Below are 16,537 nucleotides of genomic sequence, written 5' to 3'. Positions count from 1 at the left end.
CCGGCGTCAGCTGCGCGACAGCGCGGGGGCCTGCTCGTCCACGTCGTCGGCGGAGTCGTCGGCGAACGGCTCGCCGTCGCGCGGAGCGTCGTACAGCTCGCGGTTCAGGATGCCCTCGCGCTTCGCGACGATCGTCGGCACCAGGGCCTGGCCCGCGACGTTGACCGCGGTGCGGCCCATGTCGAGGATCGGGTCGATCGCGAGCAGCAGCCCGACGCCCTCCAGCGGCAGGCCGAGCGTGGAGAGGGTCAGCGTGAGCATGACCGTCGCGCCGGTGGTGCCGGCCGTGGCCGCGGAGCCCACGACCGAAACGAGGGCGATCAGCAGGTACGACACGATGTTCAGCTCGATGCCGAAGAACTGGGCGACGAAGATCGCGGCGATCGCCGGGTAGATGGCGGCGCAGCCGTCCATCTTGGTCGTGGCGCCCAGCGGCACCGCGAACGAGGCGTACTCGCGCGGCACGCCGAGGTTGCGCTCGGTCACGCGCTGGGTCAGCGGCAGGGTGCCGATCGACGAGCGCGAGACGAAGCCGAGCTGCACGGCCGGCCAGACGCCGGAGAAGTACTGCTTGATCGACAGGCCGTGGCTCTTGACGAGGATCGGGTAGACGACGAACAGCACCAGCACGAGTCCGGCGTACACGGCCACGACGAACCAGACGAGCGTGAGCAGCTTGTCGGTGCCGTACTGCACGACCGCCGAGGCGATGAGACCGAGCGTGCCGAGGGGCGCGATGCGGATGATCCACCAGAGCACCCGCTGCACGATCTTCAGCGACGACTGCGTGAACGAGACGAACGGCTCGGCGCGCTTGCCGACCTTGAGCGCCGCGATGCCGACGGCGACCGAGATGACGATGACCTGCAGCACGTTGAAGCCGACGGTCGAGGTGATCGCACCGGTCGACTCGCTCGCCGAGCTCGACACGGTGAGGCCGAGCACGTTCTGCGGGATCAGGCCTTTGAGGAAGTTCCACCACGTGCCGACGGTGTAGGGGGCGCCGGTCGTGAGCTGGTCGTGCGCGACGCGGTTGCCGGGCTGGATCGTGATGCCCAGGACGATGCCGATCGTCACCGCGATGAGAGCCGTGATCCCGAACCACAGCAGCGTCTGACCCGCCAGGCGGGCGGCGTTGGTGACGTTTCGCAGCTGAGTGATGCTGGCCACGACCGCGAGGAAGATGAGCGGGACGACGGCCGCCTTCAGCAGCGTGACATAGGACGAGCCGATGGTCGACAGGGTCGCGGCCAGGCCGTTGGGATTGCCCGCGGCATCCGGACCCAGATTCAGGGCGAGGATGCCGAGCAGGATGCCGGCGATCAGCGCGACCGTGATCTGGAAGCCGAACGACCGGTAGAAGGGCTTCTTCGGCTGGGGCGGACTCGCGGCGGGCGCGGTGGTGGAGGTGGAACTCATGAGGGGGGATATCTCCTGTTTCGGCGGATGCCGGGTGGAACTTCGCAGGGTGTCGACGTTACGTCGCGGCCGGCGCACTCGCGAGTCACGATGACGCACGATGACGCGGGTGACACGCGAGCGCGGACCGCCCGTCAGCCCAACGACGGCGATGACCGGTGCATTCCCGGCGGTCGGGATTCGGTTCCCGCTCCCCTCGAGAGCCGCAGCTTCTCAGCTCAGACTGGCGATGAGTTCCTGCACGCGCCCCTTGATGTCGTCACGCACCCCGCGGACGACCTCGACGGGCTGGCCCGCCGGGTCGGTCAGCTGCCAGTCCTCGTAGCGCTTTCCGGGAAAGATCGGGCAGGCGTCGCCGCAGCCCATCGTGATGACGACATCGGCCTGGCGCACGGCATCCGTGGTCAGAATCTGCGGTGTCGCCGAGGACAGATCGATGCCTTCTTCGGCCATCACGGCCACGGCGGCCGGGTTGACCGCGTTGCCCGGCTCACTGCCGGCCGAGAACACATCGATGCGGTCCCCGGCGAGCGCGCGGAGGTAGCCCGCGGCCATCTGCGAGCGGCCTGCGTTGTGCACGCAGACGAAGAGGACGGCGGGCTTGGTGGAGTCGGTCATGGCATTCCTCGTTCGGGTGTCAGGAAAGGGCGGATGCGGTCGGGATGATCGAGACGGGCTGAGGCGGCGGCGCGCAGCAGGCGCCGCCCAGTGAGACGCCTGAGGCGTCGAAGAGCCCGGCACCGCCGCACACGCCAGTATCGGGCAATATCAGCTCGACACGCCGCGCGGCCTCATGATCGCCCGCCACGTCGGCCACGACGCTGCGCACCTGCTCGTACCCGGTGAGCGCGAGAAAGGTCGGCGCGCGGCCGTACGACTTCGCACCGACGATGAAGAAACCCGGTTCGGGGTGGGCGAGGTCGGCGGCGCCGGTGGCGGCGACCGAGCCGCACGAGTGCACGTTGGGATCCACCTCGCCGGCCACGCGAACGGGAGCCTGCAACGTCGGGTCGAGCTCCAGGCGCAGCTCCGACAGGAACGACAGGTCGGGGCGGAAGCCGGTGAGAACGACGACCCGGTCGGCCGCGAGGCGACGGCCATCCTCTGCCACGAGGACGACACCGTCACCGTCCGCCGCGACGCGCTCGACACGGAACCCCGTCACGAGCGACACCAGACCGGCATCCACGAACTCCTTCGCACGGATGCCGAGGGCTCCGCGCGCGGGCAGCTCGTCTGCCTCGCCACCTCCGAAGGCGTTCCCCGCGCTCGCACGCCGCAGCGCCCAGGTCACCCTGGTGGACGGGTCGCGGCGCGCCATTCGCGCCAGCGCCAGCACGGCGGTGATGGCGGAGTGTCCGGAGCCGACGACGACGGTGCGTCGGCCCTCGAAGCCGGAGCGGTCGCGGAAGTCGGGGATGCGGTAGGTGAGCCGGTCGGCCGCCGCGCGCTCGCCGAGGGCGGGCAGGCCGTCCGCACCGGCGGGGTTGGGCGCACCCCACGTGCCCGAGGCGTCGATGACGGCGCGTGCCGTGAGGCGATATTCGCCGCCCTCGCTCGGCTGGACGTGCACCGTGAAGGGCTGGTCGCCACGACCCGCATCGACGAGGCGGTCGCGTCCCAAGCGGGAGACGCCGATGACGCGCGCGCCATAGCGAACGCGGTCGCCGAGCACGTCGGCCAGGGGCGCGAGATAGCGGCTGATCCACTGTGCGCCGGTCGGATAACCGGTCGACGGCGCCGTCCACCCGGTGGTCTCCAGCAGCCGGGCACCCGCGGCGTCGACGATCTCGGACCAGTCGGAGAACAGCCGCACATGCCCCCACTCGGCCACGGCGGCGGCGGGCGTCGCACCGGCCTCCAGCACGACGACCGGCATCCCGCGTTCGATGAGATGGGCGGCAGCGGCGAGGCCCTGGGGCCCGGCGCCGATCACGACGACGGGCAGCGTGTCATCCACCGGGCTCCTCCTTCGTATCGACACCTGTCGATGGATAAAGATTCCGGCATGCATCGACAGATGTCAATACGAGGTGCACAATCGAAGGATGCCGACGCTGCTGCCCCTCCTGACGACCACCGCCGACGGGTGCAGCTCAGCCGCGCCCGCGAACGCGCTGACGGCGGAGGAGGCAGAGACCCTCGCTCGCACCTTCAAAGCGCTCGGCGACCCCACGCGGGTGCGCCTGCTGTCGCTGATCGCGGCGTCACAGGGCGGTGAAGCCTGCATCTGCGACCTCACCGAGCCGGTCGGCCTCTCCCAGCCGACCGTCTCCCACCACATGAAGCTTCTCGTGGATGCCGGACTCGCCACGCGTGAGCAGCGCGGCCGCTGGGCCTACTTCCGGGTCGTCACCGACGCCCTCGACCAGGCCGCGAGCGCCCTCCGCCCGTGAACGCTGTCGACATCCGCCCGATGCGGCCCGAGGACTGGCCGGAGGTCGAGGCGATCTATCGCGAAGGACTCGCCACGGGCAACGCCAGCTTCGAGGCGGAGCCGCCCACCTGGGACGCCTTCGACGCCGGCAAGCTGGGCGTCGGCCGGTTGGTCGCCGTCGACGCCGACGGCGGCGTCACGGGATGGGTCGCGGCATCCGCCGTCTCGACCCGCGCGGTGTACCGCGGCATCGTCGAACACTCCGTGTACGTCGCCGCCCGGGTTCGCGGGGGCGGCGTGGGACGGGCGCTGCTTGCCGCGTTCGTCGAGGCGATGGATGCCGCCGGAGCGTGGACCGTGCAGTCGAGCATCTTCCCGGACAACCACGCGAGCCTCGCTCTTCACGAACGGGCGGGTTTCCGCCGCGTCGGTCACCGGGAGCGCATCGCGCTCATGACCTACGGACCGTGGGCGGGTCAGTGGCGCGACACGATCCTGGTGGAACGGCGTCGCCCCGACGGAGCGCCGTAACGCGAGAACCCCGCCCAGGCTTTCGCGTGGACGGGGTTCTCGGTTGAGCGGAAGTGACAGGATTTGAACCTGCGAGGCGAGTTACCCCGCCTACATGGATTCCAGCCATGCTCCTTAGGCCGCTCGGACACACTTCCGTTGACGATCCTATCAGCCGCCGCGAAGCGCCGATGTCGCGTCCGAGGTCACGGCGCCCTGCTTCGGGGCGCAAACGGTGGCCACGACGTCGCGCAGACCGCAGATCGCGCCACCGATCCGCCGGCAACCCCGACCGGCGACCCGATCGGGGTCGCAAACCGCGGTCACGACGTCGCGCAGACCGCAGATCGCGCCACCGTTTCGGGCCCGCGCCGCCGCGGGCACACGGCGCCCGGTTCAGATCGGCAACGGCACGCGCCGGGTCTGGGCGCCCAGGTCCCACGGCTCGGTCCAGCCGAGCCGGTCGAACAGCGCGTCGAGCACCATCGCGGTGAAGCCCCACACGAGGTGGCCCTGCACCTCGAAAGCCGGCCCGCGCCACGTCTGTCCGTCACGCTCGATGACGGTCACCCCGCGGTTGCGCGGGTCGAGCAGGTCGGCCACCGGGGCGCGGAACACGGCGGCTGACTCGGCGTCGTCGACGACGCGGACGGGAGACGGATGCCGCCACCACCCCAGCACCGGGGTGACGAGGTGACCGGAGAACTCCAGAGGTACGGGCGGCAGCGCACCCAGAACCTCGACGCCGGCGGGATCGAGCCCCGTCTCCTCCTCGGCCTCGCGCAGCGCGGCCGCGATGGGCCCGGAATCGCCGGGATCGAGCCGTCCCCCCGGGAAGGCGACCTGACCCGGGTGAGCGCGAAGCGTGGTCGCACGCTCCAGCAGCAGCACGTCGAGATCGCGCGAGACCGCGGCATCCTGCGCCGTGTGTGCGCTCGGTACGGCATCGAGCACACCGAACAGAATCAGCACCGCGGCGGCGCGCGGCGAGACGGCTGCGGGCAGGTGCCGCAGCGGCACTGTCCAGTCCCGGCCATCGCGAGCCAGAGCGGTCAGCTCGGCGCGTGCCCCGACGACGGGAACGGCGGAGTCGGAGGGCACCCGTTCAGGCTACGACGCGCCGACCGCTACGGCGACGCACGGAACTCACCCGAAGCGAAAGGGAACGGGAAGACGATCGCGTATGGCCCGGCGGGGTCCGGCACCGGAACCAAGGCGAGCCACGTCAGCGACACGACCGTCGCGACGACGAAGAGCACGACGACGCCCGTGGCCGCGCGCCCGAGAATCCGCCGCGCATCGTCGTCGGATGCCGCGTGATGAACAACACGCTTCAGCGAGATGAGCACGATGACGGCGGCCGCGACGAAGACGAGAGGGCTCGGACTCATGATGAGTTCCGTGCACGCGGCCGGCCCCGAGGGCTGACCGATGCACGACTGCTTCTGACCGCGCACGAACATGCCGTAGCCGCACGCGAGAAGCACCGACAGCAGGATGAGTCGGCGCACGCGCTCGACGAGGACGACGCCGGGGAGCGTACTGCTCTCGACGAGGGGAACGGCCGTGGCTGCCATGAACACCTCCGTGGTCTTCCCGCCAGCCTGCCGCCCGGGAGGGGGCCGGTCAAGGCCGCGACCCTCAGTAGGGTGGTCTCCCGTGACCTCGCCTGCACCGCGGATCGGCATCGTCGTCGCCGACGCCGCCTTCTACTCCGACGAAGACCCCGACCACGACACCCCGGTCCTCCTCGATGCACTCCGTGCTCGCGGCGCGGCGGCCGAGCCCGTCGTCTGGCACGACGACACCGTCGATCTCGCCGCCTTCGATCTGCTCGCGGTCCGCTCCCCGTGGGACTATCCCGAACGCCCCGCCGAGTTCCAGGCATGGCTCGAGCGCGCGGCGGCATCCACCCGCGTCGTCAACGCTCCGGCGACGATGCGCTGGAACCTCGACAAGCACTACCTCTCCGACCTGGAGGGCGCCGGCATCCGCGTGGTGCCGACCGCGTACGCGACGAGCGTCGATGACGTCCGCGCGGCGCTGGCCGCGCACGCCCGGGTCGTCGTGAAGCCGGCGGTATCGGCGGGGGCACGCGACACCGGTCTCTTCGACGCCGACGACGAGCGGGCGCTCGAACTGGCGACACGGATCATCGAGGCCGGCGACACCGCGATGATCCAGCCCGAGGTGCCTGAGCTGTCACGCGGGTGGGAGAAGGCGCTCTACCTGATCGACGGACGCTTCACGCACGCTATCTCCAAGGGTGCTCTGCTGGAGGTGGGCGGCGGACTCATCGGGGGTGTCTACGAGGAGCATCCCGAGCAGGTGCCCGCCTACGACGACGAGATCGCCTTCGCCACCGCCGTCGTACAGGCCGTGCAGACGGTCACCGGCGGCCCGCTCCCCCTCTACGCCCGCGTCGACACGGTGCGCTCGCGCGCATACGGGCTGGCGCTGCTGGAGGTCGAACTCGTCGAGCCCGCCCTCAACCTCCATGTCGCGCCGCACGCGACGGATGCCGTCGTCGACGCACTGCTCACCGCGGCAACGGGCTGAGCGACCTAGCGGCGCCGGCGCCGACCGCGCGGCAGGAGGCTGACGGCCAGCGGCAAGAGCGACGCGATCATCATCGCGACGCCGAACGCCTCGTCGGTCATTCGCAGCAGGATGCCGCCGATGAGCAGGATGCCGAAGACCACCGCCGCCAGTCCCCGTTGAGCGATCCGCTCCAGGCGGTCCAGTCGGCGTTCGAGGCGCGACATGTCGACCGACACCGTCCCCTCCTCGAACCCGGTGATGAGGCCGTCGAGACGGCCGGGCAGGCGCCAGGCGGTGGTGGCGACCTCGGAGATCTGAGCGAGCGCGTCTCTGAGCACGTTGCCGCCCTCATCGCGCAGCACCTGGCCGGCGAACGGCTCGACGCTCTCCCAGATGTTGTACTCGGGCTCCAGCGTGCTGCACACGCCCGAGGTGAGCGAGATCGCGCGCACGATCAGGAGGAAGTTCTCCGGCAGCTGGAACGGCAGGTTCCGCACGACATCGCCGAACTCCTCCGCGAAGTCGCGGAACTCGCGCGGGTCGACCTCGCGCAGCTGCGCGAACCCCATGCCGCCGAAGCGGGCGAACAGCTTCGCGTACGCGCGCTCGAGCTCGCGGGTGTCGGCGCCGGGCAGAAGAGCGCCCACGTCGAGAATGCCCTGCACCAGCCGCTTGCTGTCGCGGGCCGCGACCGCCAGCAGCACGGTGCGAAGCCCCGATCGCAGCCGATCGTCGACCGTGCCCATCATGCCGAAGTCGATGAAGGTCAGCGTCCACGCCGGAGCCGCGGGATCGGCACCGGCCGGTCGCGGCGTCACGAACACGTTGCCCGGGTGCGGATCGGCGTGGAAGAAGCCCGTCCGGAACAGCTGGGTGAACATCGTCGTGGCGAAGGTCTCGGCCACCTGGACGGGATCGATGCCGGCCGCGCGCAGCCCCGCGACGTCGGAGATCTTGATCGCGGTGACGTCCTGCAGTGTCAGCACCTTGCGCGTCGAGCGCTCCCATACGACCTCCGGCACCGCGATGGCGGGGTCATCCGCCATGTCGGCGGCGAAGCGCTCCGCGTTCTGCGCCTCGTGGAGGTAGTCGATCTCCTCCCGCGATGTCGCGGCGAACTCCTCTGCCAGTGCGGGCGCATCGACGCGGTCCGAGACCAGCCGCACGCGGCTCAGCCACCCGGCGACCCGGCGGAGGGCCGCCAGGTCGACGTCGACGATCTCGTCGATCCCGGGGCGCTGCACCTTCACGACGACGGCGCCGAAGCCGCTCAGCGTCGCATCGGCCGGGGTCAGTCGTGCCCGGTGGGCCTGCCCGAGGGATGCCGCGGCCACCGGCGTCTCGTCGAACCAGGCATACGCGCGCTCCAGCGGCATCCCGAGCTGCGTCTCGGCGGCGGCACGGATGTCGGCGAACGGCACCGGCGGCACCTCGTCCTGCAGCCCTTCGAGTTCTTTCGTGATCTCCGGCGGCAGCACGTCCAGACGCGACGACATGAACTGGCCAACCTTGATCATGAGACCGCCGAGGTCGACGGCGAGCGCGTGGAAGCGACGGGCGATGCGCTGCAACCGCGCGCTGCGCGACCGCTCGGCGAGGCGCCCGAAGCCCACGCGCGGCAGGAACAGGTCGTACCACCAGGTCTGCGCCAGCGACAGTGCGGCGAAGCGGAGGATGCGCCGGTACCGCGCGCGTGAGCCCGACTGCACCGCAGATCAGCCCTGGGCGAGCAGCGCGTAGACGCGTCGGCGTGCCTCGTCGAGGATCTCGACGGCGCTCTGCACCTGCTCCGGCGTGCCGGTGCGCCCGACCTGCCCGACGGCCTGGGCGAGCGCGAAGCCGGCCTTGGGCAGGGCGCTCATGCGGCCACCGTCGCGCTGGCCTGGGGTCTCCCAGGGTGCCGGACGGTCGGCGGAGGCCTCTGCCTCGGCGCGGCCGACGTCGGTGAGCGCGTAGGTCTTGCGGCCGTTCGCCTCGTCGGCGACGATCAGGCCCTCGTCAGCGAGCATCTGCAGCGTCGGATACACCGAGCCGGCACTGGGCTTCCAGGCGCCGTCGCTGCGCTGCTCGATCTCCTGGATGATCTGGTAGCCGTGCATCGGCTGCTCGACGAGCAGGGCCAGCACCGCCGCGCGTACGTCACCGCGTCCCATGCGGGGTCCGGTGCGCTGTTCGAAGGATGCGCGGAGATTCTCCATCGCGTCCCACATGCCCGCCGACCCGGCCGCGAAGGGGCCGGAGCCGAACCCGCGTCCGCCGAAGCCCGGACCGGAGAATGAACCGTTCATGATGCCTCCCGAAATCGCGCCGACCACTCGGCGATAGTGAACGATATATCGTTCACCTGTGTTCGCGCCGTGAGTTCGCGCGTCCTCAGCCGAGGAACTCGGCGGGGTCGAACTCCTCGATGGGGATGACGCGCACGCGCGGCAGCTGGGCGTCGAAGGCGTGCACGTCGTACTCGAGATCGAAGAACTCGATGCCGGGAACGGCGGCGAACTCGCTGCTGCGGAACTCGTGGAACCCGATCAGCCCGACGCGGCGGTCATCGTCGACGAGGGTTGCGAGGTCGTCGACGAAGTCGCGGTCGTGACTGACGAGGACGACGTCGCCGCTGCGATCCTCGAGAGCCCGGAGCGTCCGCTGGATGGCGAGGTCGACGACCTTCGCATCGGCCGGACCCGACAGCGGCACCGGGGTGTAGCCGAGCGCCAGCAGCGCCTGCACGAACGGCATGGGCAGATGCGTCGACGCGTTGAGGAAGAAGAGGCCGCGTACCGGCTGCTGCCAGCGCTCCTCGATGAAGCTCAGCAGGCGATCCCACCGGGGGCGCTCATCGGGCTGCGGGCGACGGCCCAGGATCGATCCGCCGAGCGTGGCATCGATGTTCTCGCCGTCGACGAGGATCCAGCTGGTGCGATCCGTCACGTTGCCTCCCTCGGCATCCGCGCGCACCTACCCGGGCCGCGCCCTTCGACGCTAGCAGGGGCGCGCAGACTCACCCGTCGTTGCGGGCGAACATCCGCTGCAGCACGAAGAAGACGATCACCGCGACGACCAGCACCACGACGAGCTTCGCCACGAACCACAGCACGCTGAAGATGACGTTGACGATCACCCAGGCGATCGCGATCGCCACGACCACGCCGACGATGCTCCAGAGAGTGCTCTTGCTCATGCCTCCAGCGTACGGGCGCCCGCGCGGATGCCGCCCCTCACCCGGCCGCCAGCGCGTGCGTGATCGGCGTCGAACCGGCGTTGAAGCTCACGGTGCGCCCCCGCGTCGCGGGCTCGTCGACCGTGGCCGCGAGCACCGCGGCGACGTCGGCGCGCGACACCGACGTGCCCGACGGGGCAGCGGTCTCGATCAGCCCGGTGGGGTCATCGTCGGTCAGGGTCGACGGAGCGAGGATCGTGTGCTCGACACTGCTGGCGCGCAGATGCGCATCCGCGGCGGCCTTCGCCTCGGCGTAGGCGAAGAAGTCGTTGCCGGGGTCGACGCTGTGGTCGGGCCCGGCACCGAAGTACGACACCATGACGAACCTGTCGACGTTCGCCGCCGCGGCAGCGTCGATCGTGCGGATCGCCGCGTCGCGGTCGACGGCGTACGTGCGTGCCGCATCGCCGCCGCCGGCACCCGCCGACCAGACGACGACGTCGAAACCGCGGACGAGGTCGGTCAGCTGCGCGAGGTCGAGACTCGCGACGTCGGCCACCACGGGATGCGCACCCGCCGTCATCACGTCGTCGACGTGGTCCGCGGTGCGGATGACCGCGCTGACCTCGTGGCCGGCCCGAGCGAGCAGCGGCTCGGCCTTCAGCGCCACCTTGCCGTGTCCGCCGATGATGAGGATGCGTGCCATGGCTCCAGCGTACGCGGCGCCGCCTACGCTGGAACCATGACCGCCACGACTGCCCTCGTCCTCGTCGCCAACGCTGCAGACGGCTCCCTCTCGACCTTCCGTCTCACCGACGGCGCACTGGAGCGCATCGCCGTGACCGACGGACTGACGGGGTGCTCCACGTTCGCCGTGGATGCCGCGCGCGACCTCGTCTACGCGGCGGTCAAGGGCGATCCCGCCGGCATCGTCACCCTCTCGCTCGATCGCACGAGCGGTGAGCTCACCCCCCTCTCGCGCCGCGATCTGCCCGCCGGCGGCATGAACTACCTCGCCCTCACGCGAGATGGATCGGCACTGCTGGGAGCGAGCTACGGCGGCGGCTACGGCATCCTCTCCCCCGTCACCGACGGCACCGTCGGCGAGCCGGTGTCGGAGATCTCCTACCCGAATCTGCACTCCGTGCTGCCCAGCGCCGACGGCCGTTTCGCCTACTTCGTCTCGCTCGGGGCCGACCTCGTCGCCCAGTACGCGATCGCCGACGAGCTCGCCCTCGTCCCGCTGGAGCCCGCGACCGCGGCGGCTCCGGCCGGCAGCGGCCCGCGCCATCTGCTCGTGAACGAGGCGCAGGATGCCGTCTACGTCATGACCGAGTTCTCCGGCGAGGTGCTGCACTACACCCGCGACACGGCCGCCGGCACACTCGCGCTCGTGGGCGCGGCATCCGCGTTCGACCGCTCCAAGGATCTCGGCCACAGCGAGTTCGGCGCCGATCCTCTCGCGCACCACTACATCTGGGGCGCCGACCTGCACGCCGGCGCCGACGGACGCGTGCTGTGGGCGTCGGAGCGCACGGAGAGCACGCTGGCGGCGGTTCCCGTCGCCGCCGACGGCAGCCTCTCGGATGCCGCGACCTTCACCGTCACCGAGCAGCAGCCCCGCGGCTTCGCCACGAGCGCCGACGGCCGTTACCTCGTGGCCGCCGGCGAGAAGTCGACGACGGTATCGCTGTATGCCGTGGACGGCGAGCGCCTGGAACTGCTGCAGCGGGCCGAGACGGGCAGCGGCGCCAACTGGGTGCGCTTCGTCGACTGACGCCCTCTCGTCCGTCCCGCCTCGCCGCATCCGCCGCCCGATAGCGACCGGAGCGGACGGATGGACCGGGTCAGAGGCCGACCATGTCCGCGCTGCGCTCCCACAGGCGCGCGGCGATGACCGGGTCGGCGGCCAGCGGCGAGGTTCGCGCGAGGCGGTTGGCGACGTAGTATCCACCGCGCTCCCAGTCCAGACCCGGCTTGCCCAGTGCGAGCCAGGCCAGCCGCGCCCCGCCGACATCGGTCGAGGTCAGCAGCCGGCTCGTCACCGGACTGGTGTACAGGAAGCGCCACGGTCCCTTCGCCGTCGAGGCGAAACTGCTGCCGATCACGCCGGGGTGGAAGGCGGCCGCGGCGACACCGTCGTCGCCCCAGCGCCGCACGATCTCCCTCGTGAACAGGATGTTCGCGAGCTTCGCGTTGCCGTATGCCGAGCTCGCAGAGTATCGCCGCTGGGCGTTGAGGTCGTCGATGTCGAAGCGCGAGAAACGTCGGGCGGCGACGCTCGAGGTCTGGATGACCGAGGCGCCCGCGCCGACGAGGCGATCGCGCAGCAGATTCGTGAGCAGGAAGGCCGCCAGATGGTTCGTCTGGAAGGTCGCCTCGAAGCCATCGACGGTGACCGTACGATCGCCGAAGATGCCGCCGGCGTTGTTCGCGAGCACATCGATGCGCGGGTAGCTCGCCCGCAGTTCGTCGGCGAGCGCACGCACCTGGGCGAGCACGGCGAAGTCCGCGACGTGGAAGGTCACGCCGAGTTCATCGGCGACCTGCCGCGTGCGCCGCGGGTCGCGCCCCACGATCACGACCCGCTGCCCGGCAAGGGTCAGCTGCCGGGCAGCGGCGGCCCCGATGCCGCTGCTGGCTCCGGTGATCACGATCGTGCGGGGCTCGTTCTCGGTCATCCCGGGAGTCTACGTCCGCCGACGAAGGGTCCTGCCGGGCCGCCCCCTGCATGACCGCGACCCGACAGGAGTGCAGGGGTCAGGGCGAGGGGATGCCGCCGTTGACGTTGAGCGTCTCGCCGATGACGTAGCTGGACTCGGCCGACGCGAGGAAGACGTAGGCGGGCGCGAGTTCGGCGGGCTGGCCCATGCGTCCGAGCGGCGTGTCCTCGCCGAAGTGCTCCAGCTTTTCCTGCGGCTGACCGTCGGTGGGCTGCAGCGCGGTCCAGATCGGCCCGGGCGCGACGGCGTTGACGCGGATGCCGCGCGGTGCGACCTGCTGGGCGAGCGCCTTCGTGAACGCGTTGATCGTGGCCTTCGTCGATGCGTAGTCGACGAGCACGCCCGAGGGCTTGTACGCCTGGATGGAGGTCGTGTTGATGATCGCGGACCCGGGCGCGAGATGCGCCAACGCGGCCTTGGTGATCCAGAACATCGCGTAGACGTTGGTCTTGAAAGTGGCGTCGAACTGCTCGTCGCTCAACGTCGCGAGGTCTTCGTTGAAGATCTGCTTGCCGCCGTTGTTGACGAGGATGTCGAGTCCGCCGAGGCCGTCGACGGTCTTCGCGACCAGTTCGCGGCAGTAGGCGGCATCCGTCAGGTCACCGGGGAAGGTGAGGGCGGTGACGCCGGCGTCGCGGATGAGCCCGGCGATGCGCTGCGCATCCTCCTCCTCTTCCGGGAGGTAGGAGATCGCGACGTCGGCGCCCTCGCGCGCGAACGCGATCGCGGTGGCGGCGCCGATGCCGGAGTCGCCGCCGGTGATGAGGGCGCGGCGACCGCGGAGGCGACCGGTGCCGCGGTAGGTGTCCTCGCCGAGATCGGCGCGGGGCGTGAGGTTGGCATCGAGGCCGGGCTCCGGCATCCGCTGCTTCTGCGGCTCGATGTCGGCGTAGAGGGCGGCCGGATCGCTGAAGGTGTACTGGTCGCGGGTCATCCCGGCAGTCTCGGCGACGAGGCGCCGCCGCACAGGTGGATTGACAGCGCTGTCGAGCAGTGTTAGCGGACGCGGGCGCGTTCGTCCGTCCCGTCGCGTCGCCATGCCTCCTCCGCAGCGACATCTGCGGCCGGATGAGCGGGAACGGCGCGGTGACGGCGCCCGATCGCGATGTTCACGACGCCCAGCGACAACACGACCGCCGCAGCCGCCGCGGGCACGGCCATCGCGACGCCCAGCGAGACCTCTTCGGCGATCCAGCCGGTCGCCGCCGCGGCGAGCGCCTGCGCGAGCGTGAGGGCGGAGCTGAGCAGCGTCATGGTCGTCGCCGATCGTCCGCGGGGAGCGCGCTCACCTGCGAGGGAGAACAGCGTGACGAGAGTCGGCCCGACGCCGAGCCCCATGACGAGCAGCCAGCCGGCAACCACGCCGAGGCTCGACGATGTCGCATACCCGAGGGATGCCGCGGTCAGCACTCCTGCGAAGACGAGCCAGCGGTGGCGTAGGGCGAAGCGCGCGGGCAGCAGCACGACGCCGAGGGCGAGCACCGCGGAGCCGATACCCATGAGCCCGTAGAGCAGGCCCGCCTGCGCCTCGTCGCCCGCGGCGCGCGCGAAGGCGGTCAGCGACGTCAACGCCGAGCCGAAGAACATCCCCACGCCGAACGTCGCCGCCACGAGCACGAGCATCGACGGCGTCAGCACGGCGCGGAAGGCAGCCCGCTCGGCCGCGGCCTCGGCGCGACTCTCCAGCAGGCGCGCGGTGGGGTGCAGCGCGAAGGCGAGGACGAAGCCGAAGCTGAGTGCGGCGGCCACCGCGATGGGCGCCCACGGCGCCATGAGGGCCGCGAGGATGCCGACGAGGAACGGACCGATGACGAAGGCCGTCTCGTCGGCAGCCGACTCGTAGGACATCAGACGCGCGGTCGTCTTCGTGCGGCGCTCGGGAGCGATGCGCGCGGCGACGATCGCCAGCAGTCGACTGCGCGACATGGCCGCCGCCTGCGGCCCGGTCAGCCCGATCGCCAGAGCCGCCGCCAGGATCACGCCCGGGGGCGTGTCTGCGGTCGCGACCAGCGGGAACAGCGCGAGCAGGATGCCGTTGGCGAGGCCCACCGGGACGAGCACGCGCCGCTGGCCGTGCCGGTCGACGAGGTCGCCCATGACGGGACCGGCGATGACGACGCCGATGCCGACAGCGGCCGAGGTGAGTCCGCCGAAGCCGACCGAGTCGGTCGCGTGGACGACGAGCATGAGCACGCCGACGGTCATCATCGCGAAGGGCAGCCGGGCAACGAAGGCGATCGGCCAGTACGTCCAGCCGGTGTGCGCGATCAGCGATGAACGACCGCTGACGGTCGTGGGGTGGTGCACGGGGTTCCTCCGGGACATGGGCTCGTTGTTCACGTGCCGCCTTGCCCTCCGAACGAATCCGGGGCCGGGTGCCGTCCGCGACGTCGCGGTCGGATGGCTGGGTGGAGCAGGTAGATGCACTTCGCGCTCCGCGAGGGAGCACGACACTCGAGTGTACCGGATGGATATCTCCGGTGGTCTGACCACACTGCAAATCGGCGTAGCATCGAACAGTCCCCGACCGCCAGCGACAACGGCGCCGCATCCTCACAGATGGGCACCCGCGCATGTCAGTCGCTACCTCCTCCCTGCCGATTCCGGTCACTGGGGCCATACGTCGTGCACGCGTGGCGCCATGGCTGCGCGTGAGCGCCGCGGTCTTCGCCGTGGCGTGGGGCGGCAACGAGTTCACGCCACTGCTGGTCACCTACCGGCTGGACCAGCACCTCAGCGCTCTGACCGTCAACCTCCTCCTCGGCGCGTATGTCCTCGGCATCGTGCCGGCCCTGCTCATCGGCGGCCCCCTCTCGGATCGGTTCGGCCGCCGGGCCCTCGCGCTGCCCGCGCCCGTCCTCGCTCTCACCGGGTCTGCGGTGCTCGCGGCCGGGGGCGGCTCGGCCGCGCAACTGTTCGTCGGCCGGGTCTTCTCCGGCCTCGCACTCGGTCTCGTGATGGCCGTGGGGACGGCGTGGATCAAGGAGCTCTCGACGGCCCCGTTCGACACCGACGCCGATGCCGGAGCCGGCGCGCGGCGCGCGGCGCTGGTGCTGACGGTCGGGTTCGCGCTGGGAGCGGCGGTCGCGGCCGCCATCGCCCAGTCGGGAACGGCTCCGGAAGTGCTGCCCTACCTCGTCAACGTCGTGCTGTGTGCACTCGCGCTCACGCTCATGTGGTCGGCGCCCGAGACGCGCACGCGCGCCGCGCACCCGGGTCGACTGCGCGACGACCTCCGGATCCCGGCCGCCGCTCACCGGCGGTTCCTGTTCGTCGTCGCCCCCCTCGCCCCGTGGGTGTTCGGCACGGCGGCGAGCGCCTACGCGATCCTGCCCGTGCTCTTCTCCGCCCAGGTGCCAGGCTTCGAGGTCGGGTTCGCGGGCCTGCTGTGCCTCATCGCGCTCGGCTGCGGCGTGGCCGCTCAGAGCCTCGTCCGGCGCATCGATCGGGCCGGCAGCGCGCGGACGATCGTCACCTCATTCGCGGCAACAACCATCGGGCTGGCCTTGGCGGCGGGAGCTGCGGTGAGCATGTCGCTGCCCGTCGCGATCATCGCCGCCGCAGCGCTCGGCACGGCCTACGGGTTCCTGCTGGTGACCGGACTGCAGGAGGTGCAGCGCATCGCCGGCCCCGACGATCTGGCAGGTTTGACCGCCGTCTACTACTCGCTCAGCTACCTCGGCTTCTTCGTGCCAGCGGTCCTCGCCTCGCTCAGCCCGATGATCGGCTATCCGCTGCTGTTCGGCGCAGGCGCCGTGTTCGCCCTCGTCAATCTGCTGGCGACGTCGGCGGCGCACCGCCGCTACTGAG

At 70.9% G+C, this 16,537-nt stretch carries 18 protein-coding genes and 1 tRNA gene; 5 read left to right on the top strand and 14 right to left on the bottom strand.

Translation table 11 applies throughout. The annotated features are described in order from the left end of the window. Positions 1 to 6 precede the first annotated feature (6 nt). From HMPREF1529_RS08060 to HMPREF1529_RS08050, 3 genes are all read right to left on the bottom strand, one after another. Positions 7 to 1,419: a dicarboxylate/amino acid:cation symporter gene (locus HMPREF1529_RS08060; RefSeq protein WP_016464432.1), complete on the bottom strand. Its 1,413-nt coding sequence runs from the start codon at positions 1,417 to 1,419 to the stop codon at positions 7 to 9. Positions 1,420 to 1,632: 213 nt separating this feature from the next. Next, positions 1,633 to 2,037, bottom strand: a complete 405-nt coding sequence (locus tag HMPREF1529_RS08055; protein WP_005051312.1) for an arsenate reductase ArsC — start codon at positions 2,035 to 2,037, stop codon at positions 1,633 to 1,635. A 19-nt stretch (positions 2,038 to 2,056) separates the two neighbouring features. Beyond that, positions 2,057 to 3,379 carry an NAD(P)-binding domain-containing protein gene (locus HMPREF1529_RS08050; protein ID WP_005051313.1) on the bottom strand — a complete coding sequence of 441 codons (1,323 nt, stop codon included), beginning with the start codon at positions 3,377 to 3,379 and terminating at the stop codon, positions 2,057 to 2,059. An 88-nt stretch (positions 3,380 to 3,467) separates the two neighbouring features. Here HMPREF1529_RS08050 and HMPREF1529_RS08045 point away from each other — a divergent pair, with 88 nt between their 5' ends. Next, entirely contained in the window at positions 3,468 to 3,815 is a 348-nt protein-coding gene (locus tag HMPREF1529_RS08045; protein WP_005051314.1) for an ArsR/SmtB family transcription factor, read from the top strand. Next, positions 3,812 to 4,327: a GNAT family N-acetyltransferase gene (locus HMPREF1529_RS08040; protein ID WP_016464431.1), complete on the top strand. Its 516-nt coding sequence runs from the start codon at positions 3,812 to 3,814 to the stop codon at positions 4,325 to 4,327. The genes HMPREF1529_RS08045 and HMPREF1529_RS08040 overlap by 4 nt, the downstream gene beginning before the upstream one ends. A gap of 48 nt (positions 4,328 to 4,375) precedes the next feature. Here the strand turns inward: HMPREF1529_RS08040 and HMPREF1529_RS08035 are convergent. From HMPREF1529_RS08035 to HMPREF1529_RS08020, 3 genes are all read right to left on the bottom strand, one after another. Then, a tRNA-Ser gene (locus HMPREF1529_RS08035) sits at positions 4,376 to 4,464 on the bottom strand. Positions 4,465 to 4,702: 238 nt separating this feature from the next. Further along, positions 4,703 to 5,407, bottom strand: a complete 705-nt coding sequence (locus HMPREF1529_RS08025; protein WP_016464430.1) for an NUDIX hydrolase — start codon at positions 5,405 to 5,407, stop codon at positions 4,703 to 4,705. A 26-nt stretch (positions 5,408 to 5,433) separates the two neighbouring features. Then, the gene (locus HMPREF1529_RS08020; RefSeq protein WP_016464429.1) at positions 5,434 to 5,883 is read right to left on the bottom strand and encodes a hypothetical protein; all 450 of its coding nucleotides are present in this window, start codon (positions 5,881 to 5,883) and stop codon (positions 5,434 to 5,436) included. Between the two features lie 82 nt (positions 5,884 to 5,965). Here HMPREF1529_RS08020 and HMPREF1529_RS08015 point away from each other — a divergent pair, with 82 nt between their 5' ends. Continuing rightward, the gene (locus tag HMPREF1529_RS08015) at positions 5,966 to 6,865 is read left to right on the top strand and encodes an ATP-grasp domain-containing protein (protein WP_016464428.1); all 900 of its coding nucleotides are present in this window, start codon (positions 5,966 to 5,968) and stop codon (positions 6,863 to 6,865) included. A gap of 5 nt (positions 6,866 to 6,870) precedes the next feature. Here HMPREF1529_RS08015 and HMPREF1529_RS08010 read toward each other — a convergent pair whose 3' ends face one another. From HMPREF1529_RS08010 to HMPREF1529_RS07990, 5 genes are all read right to left on the bottom strand, one after another. Then, on the bottom strand, positions 6,871 to 8,556 hold the full coding sequence (locus HMPREF1529_RS08010; RefSeq protein WP_016464427.1) for an ABC1 kinase family protein: 1,686 nt from the start codon (positions 8,554 to 8,556) through the stop codon (positions 6,871 to 6,873). A gap of 6 nt (positions 8,557 to 8,562) precedes the next feature. After that, entirely contained in the window at positions 8,563 to 9,135 is a 573-nt protein-coding gene (locus HMPREF1529_RS08005) for a PadR family transcriptional regulator (RefSeq protein ID WP_005051326.1), read from the bottom strand. A gap of 85 nt (positions 9,136 to 9,220) precedes the next feature. Continuing rightward, complete coding sequence (locus HMPREF1529_RS08000; RefSeq protein WP_005051328.1) at positions 9,221 to 9,775, bottom strand: NYN domain-containing protein; 555 nt, start codon at positions 9,773 to 9,775, stop codon at positions 9,221 to 9,223. Positions 9,776 to 9,845: 70 nt separating this feature from the next. Next, the gene (locus HMPREF1529_RS07995; protein WP_005051330.1) at positions 9,846 to 10,025 is read right to left on the bottom strand and encodes a hypothetical protein; all 180 of its coding nucleotides are present in this window, start codon (positions 10,023 to 10,025) and stop codon (positions 9,846 to 9,848) included. Positions 10,026 to 10,062: 37 nt separating this feature from the next. Continuing rightward, complete coding sequence (locus tag HMPREF1529_RS07990; protein WP_005051333.1) at positions 10,063 to 10,710, bottom strand: NAD(P)H-binding protein; 648 nt, start codon at positions 10,708 to 10,710, stop codon at positions 10,063 to 10,065. Between the two features lie 36 nt (positions 10,711 to 10,746). Between HMPREF1529_RS07990 and HMPREF1529_RS07985 the strand changes: the two genes are divergently transcribed. Beyond that, positions 10,747 to 11,781 carry a lactonase family protein gene (locus HMPREF1529_RS07985; RefSeq protein WP_005051334.1) on the top strand — a complete coding sequence of 345 codons (1,035 nt, stop codon included), beginning with the start codon at positions 10,747 to 10,749 and terminating at the stop codon, positions 11,779 to 11,781. Between the two features lie 70 nt (positions 11,782 to 11,851). Here the strand turns inward: HMPREF1529_RS07985 and HMPREF1529_RS07980 are convergent, their stop codons facing one another. The 3 genes from HMPREF1529_RS07980 to HMPREF1529_RS07970 all read right to left on the bottom strand — a co-directional run bounded on the left by HMPREF1529_RS07980 (position 11,852) and on the right by HMPREF1529_RS07970 (position 15,034). Beyond that, positions 11,852 to 12,685 (bottom strand): SDR family NAD(P)-dependent oxidoreductase, encoded by an 834-nt coding sequence (locus HMPREF1529_RS07980; RefSeq protein WP_016464426.1) that lies wholly within the window; start codon positions 12,683 to 12,685, stop codon positions 11,852 to 11,854. Between the two features lie 79 nt (positions 12,686 to 12,764). Beyond that, positions 12,765 to 13,661 (bottom strand): SDR family oxidoreductase, encoded by an 897-nt coding sequence (locus HMPREF1529_RS07975; protein ID WP_036282817.1) that lies wholly within the window; start codon positions 13,659 to 13,661, stop codon positions 12,765 to 12,767. A gap of 62 nt (positions 13,662 to 13,723) precedes the next feature. Continuing rightward, a complete protein-coding gene (locus HMPREF1529_RS07970; RefSeq protein ID WP_016464424.1) occupies positions 13,724 to 15,034 on the bottom strand; it encodes an MFS transporter in 1,311 nt (436 codons plus the stop codon). Between the two features lie 344 nt (positions 15,035 to 15,378). On the opposite strand from HMPREF1529_RS07970, the gene HMPREF1529_RS07965 reads away from it, so the two are divergent. Then, positions 15,379 to 16,536, top strand: coding sequence for an MFS transporter (locus HMPREF1529_RS07965; RefSeq protein WP_232212081.1), 1,158 nt, complete (start codon positions 15,379 to 15,381; stop codon positions 16,534 to 16,536). The last annotated feature ends 1 nt before the right edge of the window (position 16,537 follow it).

This window comes from Microbacterium sp. oral taxon 186 str. F0373, from assembly GCF_000411455.1.
In the GTDB taxonomy this organism is placed as follows: Bacteria; Actinomycetota; Actinomycetes; order Actinomycetales; family Microbacteriaceae; genus Microbacterium.
The sequence above is the reverse complement of the archived record's forward strand: the minus strand, read 5'-3'. Positions and strand labels throughout refer to the sequence as shown.